18 protein-coding genes are annotated in these 18167 nt (G+C 58.6%); 9 read left to right on the top strand and 9 right to left on the bottom strand.

Going from position 1 to position 18167, the window contains the following annotated elements; translation table 11 throughout:
• Window positions 1-30 precede the first annotated feature (30 nt).
• The 5 genes from ABIE59_RS12975 to ABIE59_RS12955 all read right to left on the bottom strand — a co-directional run bounded on the left by ABIE59_RS12975 (window position 31) and on the right by ABIE59_RS12955 (window position 3543).
• On the bottom strand, window positions 31-468 hold the full coding sequence (locus tag ABIE59_RS12975; protein ID WP_354447503.1) for a DUF7282 domain-containing protein: 438 nt from the start codon (window positions 466-468) through the stop codon (window positions 31-33).
• Window positions 469-572: 104 nt separating this feature from the next.
• Complete coding sequence (locus ABIE59_RS12970) at window positions 573-1331, bottom strand: anti-sigma factor (protein WP_354447501.1); 759 nt, start codon at window positions 1329-1331, stop codon at window positions 573-575.
• Window positions 1328-1936 (bottom strand): sigma-70 family RNA polymerase sigma factor, encoded by a 609-nt coding sequence (locus ABIE59_RS12965; RefSeq protein ID WP_354447499.1) that lies wholly within the window; start codon window positions 1934-1936, stop codon window positions 1328-1330. The genes ABIE59_RS12970 and ABIE59_RS12965 overlap by 4 nt, the downstream gene beginning before the upstream one ends.
• A gap of 7 nt (window positions 1937-1943) precedes the next feature.
• Complete coding sequence (locus ABIE59_RS12960) at window positions 1944-2477, bottom strand: hypothetical protein (protein WP_354447497.1); 534 nt, start codon at window positions 2475-2477, stop codon at window positions 1944-1946.
• Between the two features lie 85 nt (window positions 2478-2562).
• Window positions 2563-3543, bottom strand: coding sequence for an XdhC family protein (locus tag ABIE59_RS12955; protein ID WP_354447495.1), 981 nt, complete (start codon window positions 3541-3543; stop codon window positions 2563-2565).
• A gap of 99 nt (window positions 3544-3642) precedes the next feature.
• Between ABIE59_RS12955 and ABIE59_RS12950 the strand changes: the two genes are divergently transcribed.
• Window positions 3643-5115, top strand: a complete 1473-nt coding sequence (locus ABIE59_RS12950) for a metal-dependent hydrolase family protein (protein WP_354447493.1) — start codon at window positions 3643-3645, stop codon at window positions 5113-5115.
• Between the two features lie 21 nt (window positions 5116-5136).
• Here ABIE59_RS12950 and ABIE59_RS12945 read toward each other — a convergent pair whose 3' ends face one another.
• The gene (locus ABIE59_RS12945) at window positions 5137-6057 is read right to left on the bottom strand and encodes an AraC family transcriptional regulator (RefSeq protein ID WP_354447491.1); all 921 of its coding nucleotides are present in this window, start codon (window positions 6055-6057) and stop codon (window positions 5137-5139) included.
• Between the two features lie 115 nt (window positions 6058-6172).
• Between ABIE59_RS12945 and ABIE59_RS12940 the strand changes: the two genes are divergently transcribed.
• From ABIE59_RS12940 to mmsB, 5 genes are read left to right on the top strand one after another with little or no spacing between them, the layout of a single operon-like run.
• On the top strand, window positions 6173-7666 hold the full coding sequence (locus tag ABIE59_RS12940) for a CoA-acylating methylmalonate-semialdehyde dehydrogenase (RefSeq protein ID WP_354447489.1): 1494 nt from the start codon (window positions 6173-6175) through the stop codon (window positions 7664-7666).
• A gap of 15 nt (window positions 7667-7681) precedes the next feature.
• Window positions 7682-8848 (top strand): acyl-CoA dehydrogenase family protein, encoded by a 1167-nt coding sequence (locus ABIE59_RS12935; protein WP_354447487.1) that lies wholly within the window; start codon window positions 7682-7684, stop codon window positions 8846-8848.
• A 29-nt stretch (window positions 8849-8877) separates the two neighbouring features.
• A complete protein-coding gene (locus ABIE59_RS12930) occupies window positions 8878-9657 on the top strand; it encodes an enoyl-CoA hydratase (protein ID WP_354447485.1) in 780 nt (259 codons plus the stop codon).
• Between the two features lie 14 nt (window positions 9658-9671).
• Window positions 9672-10757, top strand: a complete 1086-nt coding sequence (locus ABIE59_RS12925; RefSeq protein WP_354447483.1) for an enoyl-CoA hydratase/isomerase family protein — start codon at window positions 9672-9674, stop codon at window positions 10755-10757.
• A 42-nt stretch (window positions 10758-10799) separates the two neighbouring features.
• On the top strand, window positions 10800-11687 hold the full coding sequence (gene mmsB, locus ABIE59_RS12920; protein ID WP_354447481.1) for a 3-hydroxyisobutyrate dehydrogenase: 888 nt from the start codon (window positions 10800-10802) through the stop codon (window positions 11685-11687).
• Window positions 11688-11725: 38 nt separating this feature from the next.
• Here the strand turns inward: mmsB and ABIE59_RS12915 are convergent, their stop codons facing one another.
• The 3 genes from ABIE59_RS12915 to ABIE59_RS12905 form a co-directional block, all read right to left on the bottom strand.
• Window positions 11726-13057 (bottom strand): acyltransferase family protein, encoded by a 1332-nt coding sequence (locus tag ABIE59_RS12915; protein WP_354447479.1) that lies wholly within the window; start codon window positions 13055-13057, stop codon window positions 11726-11728.
• Window positions 13058-13064: 7 nt separating this feature from the next.
• Window positions 13065-13769, bottom strand: coding sequence for an SGNH/GDSL hydrolase family protein (locus ABIE59_RS12910; RefSeq protein ID WP_354447477.1), 705 nt, complete (start codon window positions 13767-13769; stop codon window positions 13065-13067).
• A 79-nt stretch (window positions 13770-13848) separates the two neighbouring features.
• A complete protein-coding gene (locus tag ABIE59_RS12905; protein WP_354447475.1) occupies window positions 13849-14874 on the bottom strand; it encodes a T6SS phospholipase effector Tle1-like catalytic domain-containing protein in 1026 nt (341 codons plus the stop codon).
• Window positions 14875-15756: 882 nt separating this feature from the next.
• On the opposite strand from ABIE59_RS12905, the gene ABIE59_RS12900 reads away from it, so the two are divergent.
• From ABIE59_RS12900 to ABIE59_RS12890, 3 genes are all read left to right on the top strand, one after another.
• The gene (locus ABIE59_RS12900) at window positions 15757-16236 is read left to right on the top strand and encodes a hypothetical protein (protein ID WP_354447473.1); all 480 of its coding nucleotides are present in this window, start codon (window positions 15757-15759) and stop codon (window positions 16234-16236) included.
• 922 nt (window positions 16237-17158) lie between these two features.
• On the top strand, window positions 17159-17554 hold the full coding sequence (locus ABIE59_RS12895) for a DUF7674 family protein (protein WP_354447471.1): 396 nt from the start codon (window positions 17159-17161) through the stop codon (window positions 17552-17554).
• Window positions 17555-17653: 99 nt separating this feature from the next.
• Window positions 17654-18004, top strand: coding sequence for an RNA recognition motif domain-containing protein (locus ABIE59_RS12890; protein ID WP_354447469.1), 351 nt, complete (start codon window positions 17654-17656; stop codon window positions 18002-18004).
• Window positions 18005-18167 lie beyond the last annotated feature (163 nt).

The raw sequence follows: 18167 nt of genomic DNA, 5'->3' as shown, positions 1-18167 counted from the left end.
TATCGGAACGTAAGCGAAGACCTGAATCCGTTATTTCGCAGTAATCACGGTCATTACCAGCTTGCCATCCCGGCGAATCGGGCCATCTTCCTTGGCACCCAGAGTGTACTCAAAAATACCGGTCTTGCTGCCGCCTTCCTCGTTGTGAATCATCAGCATCAGCTTGTCGCCGCTGGCCACTTCCTCGGTCAGGATGGCCGCGACATCCATATTCTTGCCTTTTTTCAGAGGCGCGTGGCCTACAACCGGGCCAGGCTTCATGGCTTCGTCAGTGCGGTGCACTACCAGCCAGCCGTTCTCCTCGGTCACCACTTTCTTGGCGGTTACTGTGCCTTCGGATACAGATTGGTCATCGCCCCAGACACCCACCTTGTCGCCGTGATTCATCGCCAATGCTGAACCGGAGGCGAATGCGCCGGAAATCAGAGTGGCCGCCAGGAATGCAGTGGTTTTGATGTGCTTCTTCATTGTGTGCTCCTTAGGTTCGGTTGTACCCATCCATCAGATGGTTTTTGATGGGAGTACAAGCAGCTACGGAGCGGCGCCTGAAAAGTTTCAGGCGCCATCACAATCTAGTTGCGACCTTTGCCTTGGTCGGCAGAGGTGGGGTAGAGGAAGCCGTGAATGGCCGGGCCAGTCGGTTGTCCGGTGGGTGAACCGCCCTTTGGCTCCAGGCTGATACCAAACGTGGCGCCCCGCAGAGTCTCCGGGTCGTAATCACGCAGTGCTGCCTGGTCCAGAGTGAAGTTGTCGCCGATCACGCCCACCGATCGTGGGTTGGGGCCATACTCCTCCGCCACCATCCAGAGCTGGTAAGATTTGTCTTGCTGAGGTTCGGCGGTTACCGGTTGGATATTCAGCTGACGGCTGGTCAGATCCACCGTTAACAGGAACGCAGGCTGTTCATCGTTGTGCTGAAACACCGCCACAAAGGATTGCGCTTGTGGCTCCGGCTCCGGTTGGGTGGCCAACACCGCAACCAGTACCAGCGCCGCTGCCGAGGCAACGGCGGTGCTCCAGCGCCAGCGGGTCAGCTGTTTGCGAAGGCTGACGACGTTGTCTGGTGCTGCGCTCCGCGCTTCTGGCACAGCGTGTTGCTGGTCAGTTTGCTGGTCGATCGTTCGCTGAATTCTGGAAAACAGCTCCGGGCCGGGCGCTATAGGTTCAACCCCATCAAGCATGCCAGCCAGCCGGGCCTCCCATTGCTGAATCAACGCTTCCAGCTCAGGTTCGCGGGCACGGCGAGCCTGTAAGGCATCCCGCTCTACTTGTGGCAGAGTTCCCAGAACAAACTCCGCAACCATCATATCCAGGTCGTCGCGTTCGCTCATGGTTCAAGACACCTTTTGATTTGTTTCAGGGCTCGGTGCAACCAGGTTTTCACAGTGTTGATCGGCTGGTCAAAATGCATCGCCAGCTGATCCCGGGACCAACCATTCAGGTACGCAAGACGAACCATGTCTTGGCGATCTTTCTCAAGCTGGTCAATGCAATGGTTCAAGTGCTTTACCGTTTGTTGATCTGAGATTTCTTCATGGGCCGCGGGCGCGTGGTCCGCAATATTGTCGAGTTCGTTGCTTGCGGTCTCTCGCCTTGCGGGATGCCGCCGTAATTCGTCGATAGCGCCGTGCCGGGCAATGGCTGCAAGCCAGGTGATCGGTGAGGAACGCTCTGCATCGAACTGGTCCGCCTTTTGCCAAACTTTGATATAGGTATCGTGAATCACATCATCTGCCCAGCTTCTGTCCTTAAGGATACGAAGCACGGTGGCCATAAGTTTCGGGGCGGTGGCTTCGTATAATTCGGCAAACGCTTTTCTATCCTGCTGGGCAACCCGATGGAGGAGCCGGGTGATACCGGAGCTGCCCTCCTGATCAGTGCTCAGGTAGTCAGTGGCGCCGGGAGACGCGTCTGGCTGATGTGAATCAGAGTACATGCACGCCTCAGTCGGTCTGTTGCGGGGAGCGGGCGCCGGTCCCGATGTACAGATACACAGAGTGGCGGCGGTGGTCTTCTACCCTGTGCAAAGAAACCGCGGGTGCTGAGGCCTGTCCGCTTGTAAACCGGGTCACTTCGCCTGCTGGCTGGCCATCGCGCTCGCGTACCCCTTGTTCCGATTGCCATTCAGGCCCCAGGCATTCAGACAACTCGTTTGCCGCTCGGGCGTGCAAGGTTTCTGCAACCGCTTTATCCGGGGCAGATACGGTGCAAGTGTAGGCCGAGTCTCCGTTGCCCCAGGCCCAGATCTCGCAATGGCCCTTGATCAGTTGCTCTTTTGCCCGGTAGATGGTCACGGAATTGAAGTTGCTGCTGCTTCCACGGTAATCGGCAAAGCCGGTAGGGTAATCCGTTACAATGTTATGTAGGGTGGCGCAGGGGTCTTCGGTACCGCTGCTGAGAGGCTGAAAATTGCTGCAGCCGGCAAGTGCCGCGCTCGCCAGGGTAACAATGAGCGCTGCGGTTGGGTTTCTGGCCATCAATCGGTTCCTTCGCTGAATTGGGGGGCGGCAAAGATCATTTGTGTTTTACTGTAGAAGCGATGCCACAGCCAGACAAGCAAGATCAAAGTTGTTGGCGCGAGATGCCTTGCCGCACCCGGATAATATCGGCCATCACTGCCAGGGCAATTTCTGCGGGCGTTTTACTACCGATATTCAAACCTACGGGCATATGAATCCTGCGGATCTGTTGCTCGGTCAGCCCGCCAATGCGAGCCAGCCGTTCCCGCCGCTTTTCCGAGGTTTTCATGGACCCCATCACGCCGATGTAAAACGCCTCGGTTTTTACCGCCTCCATCATGGCGGTGTCGTCAATGCGCGGGTCATGGGTGAGAGCGACCACTGCGGTAGCGCGATGGCAGCCCTCACGGGCGATGTATACCGAGGGCAGCTCCTGTTGGAGTGTCACGTCCGCCAGGTTGAAGTGCCGAACTTCCTCGGGCCTTGGGTCGCACACAATCACCTCAAAGCCCAGGCTGTGAGCGAAGCTCGCGCAGGCGGTGGCAACCGGTGACAGCCCGGAAATGACCAGTCGCGAGACGGGGCCAACACGCAATCTTAGGCGGGCCTGGTCCGCCTCCTCGGTAACCCGGGCGCCTAGCTCGCTCTCCGGCTCCAGGTGAATGTCTCCGGTTTCCAGCGAGACCACACGGGCAACCGGGCCCTCGCCCGATAGCGCTGCTTGGAGCGCCAGGAAATGTTCACGGGTAACGGAGGATGCTGGCCAGTGCTCAATCAGAACATCCAGGATTCCGCCGCAGGGGAGAGTGACGCGGGCATTATCCGGGCCGTCCGGAGCGCCGTAGCGAATACGATTAATACGCCCCTTGAAGACGTTTTCCTGTAAACGGGCCAGGAAATCCTCTTCCACACACCCGCCAGAGAGCGAGCCACAATGGGCACCATCCTGCCGGGCGATCAACCAGGAGCCCGGCGCTCGGGGTGAGGAGCCAAAGGTACTCACCACCGTACAAAACCAGAAATCATGCCCCTCATGACACCAGTGCAGGGCTTGTTCAACTACTTTACTATCCAGTGGCTGCATGCTGAGATCGCTGTGTTGATGGATTCAAAGGCGGCCGGGCCGGCTCGCAGCATAGCCCAGATTGTCTATAATCGGGTACTCATCACAAGGAGTTGTCTGATGCCCGCCTTACCCCATGCTTTCGAACTTCATCCTTTAAATCATCACCATGCCCACGGCGGCTGCCAGTGCGGTTCGCCGCTATTATCCCGGTTTCATGAGCGCATGATGGCGGATGTAAGCCGCCGGCAGTTTATCGGGGGTATGGCCGGCGTTATGGCGATGTTTGCGGCATTGCATGCCCCGAGCGTTCTTAGCCAGCAGCCAAAGGATGATAATCGCCCGATACTGCTGAAGAACCTCAGGCTGTTTGATGGCAGCGGCGGGCCACTGCGAGACGGCGTAGCCATTCGCATTGAGGGTGGCCGTATTCAGGCGCTGCTAACCAACGGTGCAGACGCCGGTGATGCAGAGGTTATTGATTGCGGTGGCCGTGTTGTCATGCCGGGGCTGATTGACGCTCACTGGCACACCACGCTGGCGGGCATCAGCCAGCTGGAGGCCATGACCGCAGACCCGGGCTACGTGCATCTGGTTGCAGCCAAAGAGGCCGAGCGCACGTTGATGCGCGGCGTTACTTCGGTTCGAGACGTGGGCGGGCCTTCCTTTGCCCTCAAACGCGCCATCGACAAGGGCATTGTGGATGGCCCGCGAATTTTTCCAGCCGGTGCCATGATTTCCCAGACCTCCGGCCATGGCGATTTCCGCATGCGGCATGAAGTGCCAAGGGGCAACGCCTCGCCCCTGAGTGAGCAGGAAAAACAGGGCGTTGCCGTAATTGCCGATGGCGAAGCCGAGGTGCTCCGGCGCACCCGTGAACAGCTGATGCTGGGTGCCTCGCAAATCAAACTGATGGCGGGCGGTGGCGTGGCCTCCACCTACGACCCGCTGGACAGCACCCAGTTTTCCGAGCGGGAACTGCACGCCGCGGTTGAGGCGGCAGAGGATTGGGGCACTTATGTGGCTGTGCATGTATACACATCCAAGGGTATTCAGCGATCCCTGCGGGCGGGCGTAAAGTCCATCGAGCATGGCCAGCTGGCCGATGAGGAAAGTGTGCGGATGATGGCCGGTGAGGGCGCTTGGTGGAGCCTGCAGCCCTTCCTGCAGGATGAAGATTCTAACGTCTACCCGGATGCCGCGCGTCGCGAGTCACAACGCATGGTGGCCGAGGGCACCGTGCGGGCTTACGAGATGGCTCAACGTTTTGACGTTAAAACTGCCTGGGGCACCGATATCCTGTTCAGCCCACAGAACACCCACAATCAGCTGCGCCATCTGACCAAACTCACGCGCTTCTACGACTCGCTCACTACGCTGGCCATGGCAACTGGCCGCAATGGCGAACTACTCGCCATGTCTGGCCCAAGAAGCCCCTATCAGGGCAAACTCGGCACCCTGGAGCCGGAGGCTCTGGCAGACCTGTTGGTGGTGGATGGCAATCCGGAGCAGGGGCTGGAATTTCTGAATGATCCGAATACCAATCTGCGCCTGATCATGAAGGGCGGGCGAGTCCACAAAAACACCCTGTAAGGGCCATCTCCCCAGTGACGGTCAATGCCGTGCTGTATGCCGATAGTCACTGGGGGACTTTCCCATCACCTTCTTGAACAACCGGGAAAAGTAATAGGCATCGTCATAACCCAGCTGGCGGCTGATGTCGGCAAAGCTCTGGCTGGTAGTGTCCAGAAGCTGGCAGGCCCGCTCTACCTTCAGGTGCAGAAAGTGCTGGATTGGCGAGGTGCCGGTTTGTTCCCGGTAACGGGTGGCAAAGTGCGCGGGCGACAGGCCAGACAGCTCCGCCAGTTGCTGCAGAGTCAGCCGTTCCTCAAGATGTTCCCGCATGTAGTTATGGATGGTCTCCAGCTCCGCCTGTTGTGCCAGGCCGGTTTCGTCTGCATTCAGGGGCACGGCGGCCAGCAGTTGTCGCAAACGGTTGCTGGCGTGAATCAGCCCCCGGGCGCGAAAGCCGGTCTGGCGAACCGACAACAGGCCGTTGAAATCCACCAGCAGTCGCGGTTGTTGGCCCAGATGGCGAACGTGGTTGTTGCCATCAAACCCCATGTAGTTTCTGAACTCCTCGGCCAGCGGCCCAGTGTAGTGCACCCAGTGAATGGTCCATGGGTTGTCCGGTGCGGCGGTGTAGCGATGGCTGGCGCCGGCCGGAAGCAGCAGGAGATCGCCTGCCTGCACCGTCAGGGGCTCGCCTGCCACATTCAGGAAGGCCTTTCCCTCGGTGCAATAGATCAAAAGATTGTCACGATGGTGTTCCCGGTGCATGTGATGGCCAGCGGCCCTGCGGTAGTGCCCGAAGGCCAGTGGATACAGCTCGCGGGTCAGCGGATGGTGTGCCAATAGCCGAACAATGGGTTCGGGCACCACATAGCGCACGCTGTCTGGCGGTACGGGCCACTGCGAGGTTTGTGTGGTTTTGGGGAGCCTGGAATCGTTAGTCATCGAAAAATAATCCATCATGGGCGAAATTTAGTCAATCACCCTTTGCCAAACCCCGTGCTACGCTCATTTCATATCGTGCCGCTTCCAGATGGGAAACGGCGTGCCCGCATAACAACAAACAGGGATTATCAGCATGAAGAAGATACCTCAGTACATCGCCGGTGAGTTTGCCCAGAGCCAGACCGAAAACTGGATCGACGTCACCAACCCTGCCACCAACGAAGTGATCGCCCAGGTGCCCTGTGCCACCGAAGCGGAAATGCGCCAAGCCATCGATAACGCCGGGGAAGTGTTCAAAAGCTGGAAAGAGACTCCGGTCTCCGAACGTGCCAGGGTGATGCTGCGTTACCAGGCGCTGCTAAAAGAACATCACGACGAGATTGCCGAAATCCTGTCCCAGGAAACCGGCAAGACCTTTGATGACGCCAAGGGCGATGTCTGGCGCGGTATTGAAGTGGTGGAGCACGCCGCTAACGTAGCCTCCATGATGATGGGGGAGACCGTTGAAAACGTCGCCCGGGAAGTAGACACCCATTCCTGGATTCAGCCCCTGGGCGTGTGCGCGGGCATCACCCCGTTTAACTTCCCGGCGATGATCCCGCTGTGGATGTTCCCCATGGCCATCGCCTGCGGTAACACCTTTATCCTGAAGCCCTCCGAGCAAGACCCGATGACCCCCATGCGCCTGGCCGAACTGTTCGAGCAGGCTGGTGCGCCGAAGGGCGTTCTGCAGGTAGTGCATGGCGCAAAAGAGCAGGTAGATACCCTGCTTACTGACCCGGCCATCAAAGCCATCTCCTTCGTCGGTTCGGTGCCGGTAGGGCGCTACATTTATGAAACCGGCACCAGCCACATGAAGCGTGTGCAGAGCTTTGCCGGCGCCAAGAATCACATGGTGATCATGCCGGATGCCGACAAACAGCAAGTGATCAACGCCCTGGTAGGCGCCTCCGTGGGTGCCGCCGGCCAGCGTTGCATGGCGATTTCCGTCGCGGTGTTTGTGGGCGCGGCCCAGGAGTGGATTCCGGAACTGAGAGAGGCCATGGCCAAAGTACGCCCCGGTGCCTGGAACGATTCCGGTGCCAGCTACGGCCCGGTCATCAGCCCCAAGGCCAAGGAGCGCATTGAACAACTGATTGCCACCGGCGAAAAACAGGGTGCGGAACTTCTGCTGGACGGCCGGAACTGCACCGTGGATGGCCTGCCCGACGGCAACTGGGTTGGGCCAACCCTGTTCGGCAACGTGACTCCGCAGATGGATATCTACAAGGAAGAAATCTTCGGGCCGGTTCTTACCTGCATGAACGCCAACGACCTGGGCGAAGCCATCGCGCTGATCAACAACAGCCCCTACGGCAACGGTACCTCCATCTTTACCAACCACGGTGGCGCCGCACGCCGGTTCCAGCATGAGATCGACGTAGGCCAGGTGGGTGTAAACGTGCCCATCCCGGTGCCCCTGCCGTTTTTCTCCTTCACCGGTTGGAAAGGTTCGTTCTACGGCGATCAGCATGCCTACGGCAAGCAGGCGGTGCGCTTCTACACCGAAACCAAAACCGTGACATCCCGGTGGTTCTCCAGCGAGGCCACCTCATCCGAGGCGAACTTCTCAATTCAGCTTCGCTAACGGAGGAGCCGGGTAATGGACTTCAATCTGACCGAAGACCAGCTGGCATTCCGGGATGCCGCCCGTGCCTTCGCCGAGAAATCCATGGCACCGCACGCGGCCCAATGGGATGCCGAACACATCTTCCCTGTAGAGGTGATGAAGCAGGCCGGCGAGATGGGCTTTATGGGCATGTACACGCCCGAAGCCCTGGGCGGGATGGGGCTGTCTCGCCTCGACACCTCGGTGATTGTGGAAGAGCTGGCCATGGCTTGCCCCTCTACCGCCGCGTTTATCACTATCCACAACATGGCCACCTGGATGGTGGCCAGCTTTGCCTCGGATGATCTGAAGCAGGCGTTTGTGCCCAAACTGGCCAGCGGTGAATGGCTGGCCAGCTACTGCCTGACCGAACCGGGTGCCGGTTCCGATGCCGCCCGCCTGCGTACCCGCGCGGTGCGAGACGGTGACAGCTACGTGATCAACGGCAGCAAGATGTTTATCTCCGGCGCCGGTGCCACCGATGTGCTGGTGCTGATGGCCCGCACCGGCGATGCCGACAGCGGCGCCAAAGGAATCTCGACCTTTGTGATCCCGGCCAATGCCGACGGCATCTCCTACGGCAAGAACGAAGAAAAAATGGGCTGGCATAGCCAACCGACCCGCATGGTCACCCTGGAAGACGTGCGCATTCCCGTGAATAACAGGGTAGGCGAGGAGGGCGACGGCTTTGCCATTGCCATGAAGGGGCTGGACGGTGGCCGCCTGAACATTGCCACCTGCTCCCTGGGTGGTGCCCAGGCGGCCCTGTTGCGGGCCCGCAATTACATGCATGAGCGCCAGCAGTTCGGTAAACCGTTAGCGGCCTTTCAGGCCTTGCAGTTCAAGCTGGCGGATATGGCCACCAACCTGGTAGCGGCCCGGCAAATGGTACGGCTGGGTGCGTTCAAGCTGGACAGCAACGACCCGGAAGCCACCCTTCATTGCGCCATGGCCAAACGCTTCGCCACCGACGCCTGTTTCGAGGTGGCCAACGAAGCCCTGCAGCTGCACGGCGGCTATGGTTACATCCGGGAGTACCCGCTGGAACGTTACCTGCGGGATTTGCGGGTGCACCAGATCCTGGAAGGCACCAACGAAATCATGCGCCTGATTATCGCCCGCCGGCTGCTGGAGGATGGCGTGGTAGACGCCATCCAGTAACCGGCCAGAGAGAAAACAAGGAACCGATCATGAGTGACCTGATTCAACTTGAGAAACGCGACCACATTGCCATCCTGACCATCGCCAACCCGCCGGCCAACACCTGGACGGCGGATTCGCTGGCAGCACTGGCGAAACTGGTGGAAGAACTCAACCAGGACCGCAACATCTTTGCCCTGGTGGTTACCGGCCAGGGCGAAAAGTTCTTCTCCGCCGGGGCGGACCTGAAAACCTTCGCCGACGGTGACCGCGCACGGGCCAACGACATGGCCCAGCGCTTTGGTGAAGCCTTCGCCGCGCTCACCGCGTTCCGGGGCGTTTCTATCGCAGCGATCAATGGCTACGCGATGGGCGGTGGCCTGGAATGCGCGTTGTCCTGCGATATTCGCATTGCCGAGGAGCACGCCCAGATGGCGCTGCCGGAAGCCAGCGTTGGCCTGTTGCCGTGCGCTGGCGGTACCCAGAACCTGCCCTGGCTGGTGGGTGAAGGCTGGGCCAAGCGCATGATCCTGTGCGGCGAACGGGTGGATGCTCAGAAAGCCCTGCAGATTGGCCTGGTGGAAGAAGTCGTGCCCTCCGGTGAGGGGCTGGCAGCCGCCCTGAAGCTGGCGGAAGGTGCCTGCAAGCAGAGCCCGTCGTCCATTGCCCGCTGCAAACAGCTGGTGATGAGTGCCCGGGATGGTCGCAGCCACAGCGACGGCTGGCGGATGGAGCGGGAACTGTTCGTAGAGCTGTTCCACACCGAAGACCAGAAAGAAGGCGTGAATGCCTTCCTCGAGAAGCGCAAACCGGCCTGGAAGAACCAATAACCGTCGAGACTGCTATGAGTGAGCAACCCATTATTTTTGAAGAGTGGACAACCAGCGGTGATGAGCTGATTGCCGTCGCGCGGCTGAACACACCGCGCAACCTCAATTCGCTGTCGATGGAGATGATCCGCCTGCTCAAACCCCAACTGACCCGCTGGGCAGAAGACGAAAGGGTGTGCGCGGTCTGGCTGGAAGCCGAGGGTGACAAGGCCTTCTGCGCCGGCGGCGACATCGTGTCTTTGTACCGCAGCATGACCGAGCCGGGAAAACTCGTCGAGGGCGACCAGTTCTTCACCGAGGAATACGAACTGGACTACCAGATTCACACCTTCCCGAAACCGGTGATCTGCTGGGGCAATGGCATTGTGATGGGCGGCGGCATCGGCCTGATGGTGGGCGCTTCCCACCGGGTGGTTACCGAGCATTCCAAGCTGGCCATGCCGGAAGTGAGTATCGGCCTTTACCCGGACATTGGCGCCGGCTGGTTCCTCAATCGCATGCCCGGGCGAACCGGCCTGTTCCTGGGCCTGACCGGCGCTCGGATGAACGCGGCTGATGCCTTGTTCACCGGCATGGCGGACCGGTTCGTGAAGCAGGAACTGAAAGCACAGGTGGTCGACACCCTGGTTGCGGCCGACTGGCAGGGTTCCAATAGCCACGCCGTGGTCAGTCAGGTACTGCGCAGATACGAGCAGCAAAGCCAGGACGCTGCGCTGGAGTCACCGGTGCGGCAGCATCATGACGAGATCCAGCAAGCCACCGATGCCGACTCCCTGGAACAGGTGGTTAGTCGCCTGCAGGAATTCGGCGGCCGCAACGACTGGCTGGGCAAATCCGTGAAAGGCCTGGCCGCGGCCAGTCCGACATCCCTGGCGCTGCATTGGCAGCATTACCACCGCAGCCGTTTGCAAAGTCTGGCTCAGGTACTGGACAACGAACTGGTCATGGCCAAGCAATGCCTTAGAAAAGGCGAGTTTGCCGAGGGCATCCGCGCCCTGCTGATTGATAAAGACATGCAACCCCGCTGGCGCTACGCCGCGCTGGGGGAAATCGACAACAGCTGGGTAGACGAGTTTTTCAGCCAGGAAGCCGAGGGCTAACCACTGCCCCTTGGTTTCACTACAACAACAAGGAGAAGCAACATGGCGAAGATTACCTTTATCGGTTTGGGCAACATGGGCGCGCCCATGGCCGCTAACCTGCTCAAGGCCGGGCATGATGTGACTGTATTCGATCTGTCACAGCCCGCCGTTGAGGCGCTGGTGGCCGAAGGCGCCAGCACTGCGGATTCCGGCAAGGCGGCGGCTGAGGGTGCGGAATGCATCATTACCATGCTGCCGGCCGGCAAACATGTGGAAGCGGTGTACCTGGGCGACGACGGCCTGCTTTCCGCCCTGCCCGAAGGCACCCTGGTGATTGATTCCTCCACCATTGCCCCGGAGACTGCCCGCGCCGTGGCGGAAGCCGCTGCAGCCCGGAACCTGGCGTTCATCGATGCCCCGGTGTCTGGTGGGGTGGGCGGCGCCAAAGCTGGCACGCTCACCTTTATCTGCGGCGGTGAAGAAGGCACCTTCAACCGCGCCAAACCCATCCTCGAAGGCATGGGCAAGAACATCTTCCACGCCGGCCCCCACGGTGCCGGCCAGGTGGCCAAGATCTGCAACAACCTGATGCTGGCCATCCTGATGGCAGGCACCAGCGAGGCCCTGGCACTGGGCGCCAAGAACGGCCTGGACCCAGCGGTACTGTCGGAAATCATGAAGCAGAGCTCTGGCGGCAACTGGGCGCTGAACGTGTATAACCCCTGGCCGGGTGTGATGGAGGGCGTGCCGGCATCGCGGGACTACCAGGGTGGCTTCCTGGTGAACCTGATGACAAAAGACCTGGGCCTGGCGTTTGATAACGCGGTGAAGAACCAGGCGTCTATCCCCATGGGCTCGCTGGCACGCAACCTGTTCCAGTTGCATGCGGGGCAGGGTAATGGGGAACTGGACTTTTCCAGCATCCTCCGGCTCTACAAGGCAGACTGAGGGGGTCAGCTTTGTAAGTCGGCGCTGTAAAGATCCGGTTATCGTCCTGGCTGCGGATGCACTCGTAACAGCCAGGACGCTGCCGCAACTCCGAGCAGACCAATCAGGGCGCCCGGCAATGCGCCCAGGGCAAGGCTTACGACCAGCCCGGCCATCAGCGAGAAGCCGCCGGCTAGGATGATTCGGGGCCTCGAGGTTGTTACAACGCCTTGCTTGCGCCGCATTTCAAAAGCCACCACCAGCGCGATCACTGGCACCACCATCAGGCTGCAGAGCACAATCCACCAGAACCGCCCCATCCAGAAGCCGGGTTCACCGGGTAACCCGGCGTCTACAGGCAACCCGAAACGATCACCCAGCCAGGCGGCTGGTAGTTCTGCCAGTTTGTGCCAGAGGTACAGCGGCATGCTCAAGGCGCTGAGCATGGTCACAGTACCGCTGATTCTGCGCCTGTCCAGCAGCCAACGCCCCGGCCGCTCGAAGAACAGAACCGCGCCAACCTGAAGCCACATCACGCCCACCAGCGCCAGGGTGGGGGGCAGCATGTTGCTGTCGCCGTGAAAATCCCGGCCTACCATGCCAATGGGATAACCGCTAGCCAGGGCAGCCACCAGCCAGAAGCCGCCCAGCACCAGGAAAAACAGACCTGTCCACGCACCCCTGAAGCGGCCCCGCTTCCAGGCGATGCCCAACTGCTGTGGCAACAGCCACACCAGAACCGCATTGATCCACCCGATGCCGTCTGCCGAATCCGTTACCCGTTGGCCAAGGCGCAGAATATCTCCGGGTGAGCCGGGCATGGCCCGCACAACATCCACCACCGCAGCTGCCACCACCAGCCCAACGACTGCCCCCAAGCCCCAGCGCCTGTCGGCCTCCACGCTCAGGGGCAACAGTGCCTGCACCGCCAACAGCATGATCAGAAACCATAAATGTATGGTGAGCGACTGGTTAAACGGCCCCAACACCCGGCCGCCGGTATAGAGTGAAAGCAGGGCAATCAGGGTAATGGCGGCAAGATACGTCACCGTAGGCCGTGCCAGGGCCAGGGCTCTCCCTGCCCACCAATGCATCTGCCGGTGCCCCTGAGCCATCCGGTGCGCCACACCATCGGCACTGACGGTGGCAGATACAAACACGAACAGCGGCACCACCTGCACAAACCAGGTGATAAACCCTGACGGCTCCCAGATCTTTAGCAGGTGTTCTGTTTGAATTTCCAGGCCACCATCAAATCGGGGCAGGGTGGCTATCCAGTGCCCGAATACCACCACCAGCAAGGCACCGGCACGCAGGGCATCCAGGTACAGGTCCCGCTCGGAAGGTGAATTGGTGTGTTTATCGGATGACGGCGTGGATTGTGTTGCCATGAAACTCCTAAGGAAGGGCTGCCAGTGCTTCCGCGATGTAACGGTAACCTTTCGCCCCGGGATGATAGCCATCACTGGCCAGCAATTCCGGGTCTGAAATTACAGGGTAGTGAGCGTACGAGAATCGCGCTGGCGCCTCGCTGGCGAGTTTCTTGTACAGGTTATCCAACAACCGCGCCCGCCATCCGATTACCTGCCGCAACGGCGCGGGCAGGGCGGTAAACAGATGCATGGGCGGAACACTCAGCAGCACCAACGGCGCCGGGTAACGTGTACCGAGTAATTCCTGTAACTTCAGTAACTGCTGGCGGAAGCGATACCTTGGGGTAAACCCGGTGGTGTCGTTCACTCCCATGCTCAGGATCACCAGGTCTGCCTCTGGCAGGTCCGCCTTTGCGAGCTGCTTGTTCAAGGCGCCCAGGCGAATACCGTTCACCCCAAAGGTGTGCCATGCAATGGTTTGGCCGGTACGCTCATGGATCTGCTTTGCCAACTGGCTGGCCAGCCCTTGCTCATGTTTGTCAACGCCTACTCCGGCGGCTGTGGATTCTCCGATCACCAGAACGCGCCTGGCGGGCTCGCCCTCGCCATACTGCCCACACGGAGAGCCAGAGGCTTCCGGTAATCGGGGTGTGGTACGCCGGGTGCGTTTCCCCTGGTACAGCAATACCGGAAACAATAGGGCCGTTGTCAGCCAGAATGGAAGATGCATTGCGTGGGTCTCAGCTCTAATAAACCAACTTGGGGCTAACGTTAATCTCACCAGACTAGCACGAAACACAAATGGCTGATCACCCGCCCCAAAGTGGTGGCCACTGGCCATGGCTTTTGATGTACTGCTCAATCGGCTCGCTGCGGTAACCGCCGCTGTAGCGCGTTTTAACGCTGGGGTGTACGTAGGTCAGGTTGGCCTCAGGTACGGGAATGGTGCGAACCAGTTTGCCCAGCAGCCGGTACTTGCCCTTGTATTCATTGTGCTGCTCGGCCGTTGCATGGATTTGGGAGGGCAGATTGTTATTGAACACCAGCTTCTGCTTCTTCGCCTCGTCTGCCATCCAGAGTAGCGGAATGTCTGCCAGAATCTGATTCGCCTTGTCCGGGCCGTAGCCGCCACCCACATCCGAGTGCGCCCCGGCAAACCACACCTGCTGAATGTCTGTGCCTTCCCTCGGCTCCCACAGCGTCGGTTCAAAGTCCTCCCGCTGCTCGTCCAGAGACAACGCATGCCGGGCAGTTGCGATGTTGCTGCCAATCTCCCTGTCATAAAACAGGTCTTTATCCTTAATCAGCCCGAAAAACGTAAACGGCAGCCCCAGGGCGCCCACGGTATCCCACACGCCCACAAACTTGATGGGAGTGCGCAGCTCCACCGAATGCGTCTTCTTCCAGGCCATGGCATGTTCGCCATTGGCAGAGTGTTTTTTGGTTTTGTAGAGCCGAAATGCGTTTTCAATCTGATTGGCGTGAACCTTCTTAAGAATGCTGCAGTTATTGATCATGCCGCACAGGCTGCGGGCGGTGTAGGCACCGCGACTGAAACCAAACAGAAAGATCTCATCACCCGGCTCGTAGTTGTGGACCAGAAACCGGTAGCCATCCATCACATTCTTCTCCAGCCCTTTGCCCGTGGCGCCGGCCCGAAGCTGATCGTGATAGGAGCCAATGCCCCAGTCGTAAAACACCACCTGCTCCACGCCCTGGTCATCCGTAGGCCGAATAGCTCGGGCAAACTGCAGAACATTGGTGGGGAAATCCTCGCCGATGTTTTCCTCTGGCCGGTTCCAGGTGCCGTCGAAGCAAATGGCGATGCGCTTCATGGTAATGACCTCCTGTCATGCCCACACCTTGCTGACATACACCAGAGCTAAAACTCCGGCAGGCAAGTACCGCCTGGCTGTTGTGAATGAGTAACTCAGATAATTAAAGCCGATGGGGGCGGCCTGCGCCAGCGCCTGCTGGCGGTTTGCCACAGTGCTGTTCGGCCTGAACGCGTAAACGCTATCCGCCTGGGAGGCGGAGTTATACGAACGCGTTCGCAAAACTCCAGGAAAATGCACGGGAAATACTGCTAACCTTCTGATATGGTTGAAAAGTAGGATTTTGATGGGCGGAGTTATACGCCCTGGGATAGGAGCAGGGGGTGGCTCGAAAGAGGGCGTATAACTCCGGCGGTAGCTGTGGTGATTACTGTTAATCTTCTGTTTTTGTTAGGAAAAGTATGAAATTTTGGGCGCGTTTTGGGTGGAGTTATACGGACGCGGGATATACGAACGTGTTCGTATAATTCACTGTTAATGGCCCTGGCCTTCTTCATTTTTGGCGGGCTCAGTGCAAGGGCCTTGGCATCGGGCTTTGCTGCAAAGCCGCCTGTGTTGGTGATGGCCAAGGCCGGAAAAGTTGCCGTCGGGGTTGGGTGCCAAATTCATCGGCGGCATGGTTATTCACGGCGTGCTCCAGTTATGGGGCCGTCCAGTTTAAACGGTAATCGGGTTGGTGTTGTTTGCGCTCTGGTTCCTTTCGCCATCCGTTGCGTTGGTGCAAGCTGTTCGGGAGAGGGCATGCAGCGTTGGTTGCCAGGGGAGACCTTGGTGGTAACCGGCCACTAACCAGGCGGTCAACCGGACGCCAAAAGCGTACCGCTTTTGGTTCCCTCCGCTGGCGCTCCGGCGCCGGTTACCTTCGCGTTAGGCAGAGTAAAAATGAAGCTATCTTCTGTTGATTCGCAAGATTCGATATCTTTCGACGTTGGTATCTCTGGGTATTGGGATGACGATCAGTACGTCAAGGAAATTAGGGTTTCAGCTTCGTTGACGAGCTTGCCAGTCTCTGGCTCTATCCGCTTTCTTGGCTATTTACAGAGCGGCTCGGGCGATGAAGTAGTTGAGTTCCTTTCTCAAATTGAAGCGCTTCTTGAAAAGCGCGAGGGCAAAGCTGAGCTGAGTTTGAAAGGGCTAGAAGAAGAAACAGTAGAGGAGCGCAGTTTGAAACTCTCTTTCTTTCCGCTTGATTCGCTTGGTCACCTTGCAGTCGAGGCTCAACTTACTGGTTCAACTCGCTACAGCGACAAAAAGCAATTGGAGTTCGGTTCAAGAGTGGCATTTGAGATCGAGCCAACTTCCGTCGAAGCAGTCTTTCGAGACATAAAATCAGCGTATGGCGATGCCGGTAAGTTTGCCTAACCAAGCGGTCAACGGGACCGCTTTTCCGCGCCGCCTTTGGCTCTGCTCCAAAGCGGCCCGTTACCAGCGGCGTTAGTGGCTATGGCTTCGGTCCTTTTGGGCTGCGGTGTGCCAGGGGCCTTGGTGCCGTGCTTGGTTGCCAAACCCGCGTAATTTGGTGAGCACCAAGGCCGTCAGAATCCGTGTTCGGTTTGGTTGCATCAGCAAGCAAGAGTCTTGGCGGGAAATTCAGTGCTCACCGTTTGGGGCCGTCCGCCGAAAATTGGGTCTGGATCTGCTACCTTTGGGTTCAGGTTCATTCACCGCATCATTGGCGGTGTTTCAAACAGAGTGCATCGGCTCATGTCGGTGCCGGGTTACGGAGTAGGCCGTCAAGGTCAGTGCCAGGGAGCCGGCAGTGTCATTACCTGCCACTAACCAGTCGCTGTAGTACGCGGCCGATGGCCGCCGGACGCCCTTTCCATTGCGGCTTCGCCTCCATTACAAGGGCGCCGCTAAGCTTCGCGTTATTGGCCCGGCATTCGTGAGTTTTTGGCAGGTGGGGTGCAAAGGCCTTGGCACCGGGATTGGTTGTAAGCCCGCTCACTCTGGTGATCGCCAAGGCCGGAAAATGCGCTGTCTGGTTTGGTTGCCACAATGGCCAGCAGTGTTGGTATTCATGACGTGCCCCAGTCGTGGGGCCGTCCGTCTCAAATGGTAATCGGTCGGGTAGCGTTTGCGTTCTGGTTCCTTTCTCCATCCGTCGAGTTGGTGCAAGCTTTCCGGGAGAGGGCATGCGGTCTGGGTTTCCAGGCTCAACCACGGTGGTGAACGGCCATTAACCAGGCGGTCAACCGGACGCCAAAAGCGTACCGCTTTGGGTTCCCTCCGCTGCGCTTCGGCGCCGGTTACCTCAGCGTTATAAGCCAAGAGGGTTCGGGAGATGATCTCAAAGGAAGAGATGTTCAAACCAATTTTGGCCGTTTCTGATGGTTTCAGGCCGATTTGGAATGAGTTCGTCAGCGAATGGGAAGATGAGGCAGAGCTTCCTCAATACTTGGCGTTATCAGATTTGGCCACGTATATATCGGGGCTCGTTACAGAATCTCGAACTCGAGAGCTATCCGACATTTTCGAGGTAATTGAGCGCTGGCTCATTGAGGGTGATGGTTATGTAAGGGAAGCTGCCATCGTTGGCATCTTGGAGGATCTACAAAACACAAACGTCGTCGGGTCGGATGTTCCAGATAAGGTGCAAGAATTGTTGCCGCCAGAGTCTCAGAAGCAGTGGGCAAAAATCATTGAGTTCTGGGACACAGGTAGGATCACCAGTGAGTAGCAAGCTTATAACCAGGCCAGTCACGGCGACGTCTACTACATTGCGGCTTCGCCTCCATTTCGCAGCCGCGCGTGCTGAGCGGCGTTATGGGGCTCTCGTATGAGAGATGACATTCCGAAAACTCACACTGAAGTTCTGGCTGCACTCAGTGGTCGTGGAAGTTTGTCATTCGAAATGCCTGCAGCCCGAAAAAAGCAGTTTGCCTTAAACATTCAGAGACAGAAAAAGTCTCTGATCATGCTTAGGCAAAACACTGGTTGGCTCGGGAAAAAATGGGCACTCATTTACAGTTTTTACGCCGAAATTTCCCTAATGTGGGCCTCCCGAGGTGTCCCCAGCATGGGGCATGCCTTTTTGGTATATCAGACAGCACACCGTGCAATCGAGACCATTGAGGGTGAAGATATTGACGGCGGAATTATCAGGGTTACCTTTGTTGGCCGCCCATAACAAGGCCAGGCACGCGACGCCTACTGCATTGCGGCTTCGCCTCCATTCCGTAGCCGCGCATGCTGGCTGGCGTTATACCTCATGGAGGAGCATATGAGAAAACTGGTAAGTTCAGGCTCTCCTTTGGAAGAACCGATTGGGTTTTCCAGAGCATGCAGAGTTG

It is taken from the genome of Marinobacter sp. MBR-99, assembly GCF_040547575.1.
Taxonomy (GTDB): Bacteria; Pseudomonadota; Gammaproteobacteria; order Pseudomonadales; family Oleiphilaceae; genus Marinobacter.
This window is presented reverse-complemented; position numbering and strand designations above follow the sequence as displayed.

What these genes read in the sequence shown, in the direction of transcription:
- ABIE59_RS12975 (WP_354447503.1), bottom strand. Translation starts at nt 468, where the DNA reads ATGAAGAAGCACATCAAAACCACTGCATTCCTGGCGGCCACTCTGATT.
- ABIE59_RS12970 (WP_354447501.1), bottom strand. Translation starts at nt 1,331, where the DNA reads ATGAGCGAACGCGACGACCTGGATATGATGGTTGCGGAGTTTGTTCTG.
- ABIE59_RS12965 (WP_354447499.1), bottom strand. Translation starts at nt 1,936, where the DNA reads ATGTACTCTGATTCACATCAGCCAGACGCGTCTCCCGGCGCCACTGAC.
- ABIE59_RS12960 (WP_354447497.1), bottom strand. Translation starts at nt 2,477, where the DNA reads ATGGCCAGAAACCCAACCGCAGCGCTCATTGTTACCCTGGCGAGCGCG.
- ABIE59_RS12955 (WP_354447495.1), bottom strand. Translation starts at nt 3,543, where the DNA reads ATGCAGCCACTGGATAGTAAAGTAGTTGAACAAGCCCTGCACTGGTGT.
- ABIE59_RS12950 (WP_354447493.1), top strand. Translation starts at nt 3,643, where the DNA reads ATGCCCGCCTTACCCCATGCTTTCGAACTTCATCCTTTAAATCATCAC.
- ABIE59_RS12945 (WP_354447491.1), bottom strand. Translation starts at nt 6,057, where the DNA reads ATGATGGATTATTTTTCGATGACTAACGATTCCAGGCTCCCCAAAACC.
- ABIE59_RS12940 (WP_354447489.1), top strand. Translation starts at nt 6,173, where the DNA reads ATGAAGAAGATACCTCAGTACATCGCCGGTGAGTTTGCCCAGAGCCAG.
- ABIE59_RS12935 (WP_354447487.1), top strand. Translation starts at nt 7,682, where the DNA reads ATGGACTTCAATCTGACCGAAGACCAGCTGGCATTCCGGGATGCCGCC.
- ABIE59_RS12930 (WP_354447485.1), top strand. Translation starts at nt 8,878, where the DNA reads ATGAGTGACCTGATTCAACTTGAGAAACGCGACCACATTGCCATCCTG.
- ABIE59_RS12925 (WP_354447483.1), top strand. Translation starts at nt 9,672, where the DNA reads ATGAGTGAGCAACCCATTATTTTTGAAGAGTGGACAACCAGCGGTGAT.
- mmsB (WP_354447481.1), top strand. Translation starts at nt 10,800, where the DNA reads ATGGCGAAGATTACCTTTATCGGTTTGGGCAACATGGGCGCGCCCATG.
- ABIE59_RS12915 (WP_354447479.1), bottom strand. Translation starts at nt 13,057, where the DNA reads ATGGCAACACAATCCACGCCGTCATCCGATAAACACACCAATTCACCT.
- ABIE59_RS12910 (WP_354447477.1), bottom strand. Translation starts at nt 13,769, where the DNA reads ATGCATCTTCCATTCTGGCTGACAACGGCCCTATTGTTTCCGGTATTG.
- ABIE59_RS12905 (WP_354447475.1), bottom strand. Translation starts at nt 14,874, where the DNA reads ATGAAGCGCATCGCCATTTGCTTCGACGGCACCTGGAACCGGCCAGAG.
- ABIE59_RS12900 (WP_354447473.1), top strand. Translation starts at nt 15,757, where the DNA reads ATGAAGCTATCTTCTGTTGATTCGCAAGATTCGATATCTTTCGACGTT.
- ABIE59_RS12895 (WP_354447471.1), top strand. Translation starts at nt 17,159, where the DNA reads ATGATCTCAAAGGAAGAGATGTTCAAACCAATTTTGGCCGTTTCTGAT.
- ABIE59_RS12890 (WP_354447469.1), top strand. Translation starts at nt 17,654, where the DNA reads ATGAGAGATGACATTCCGAAAACTCACACTGAAGTTCTGGCTGCACTC.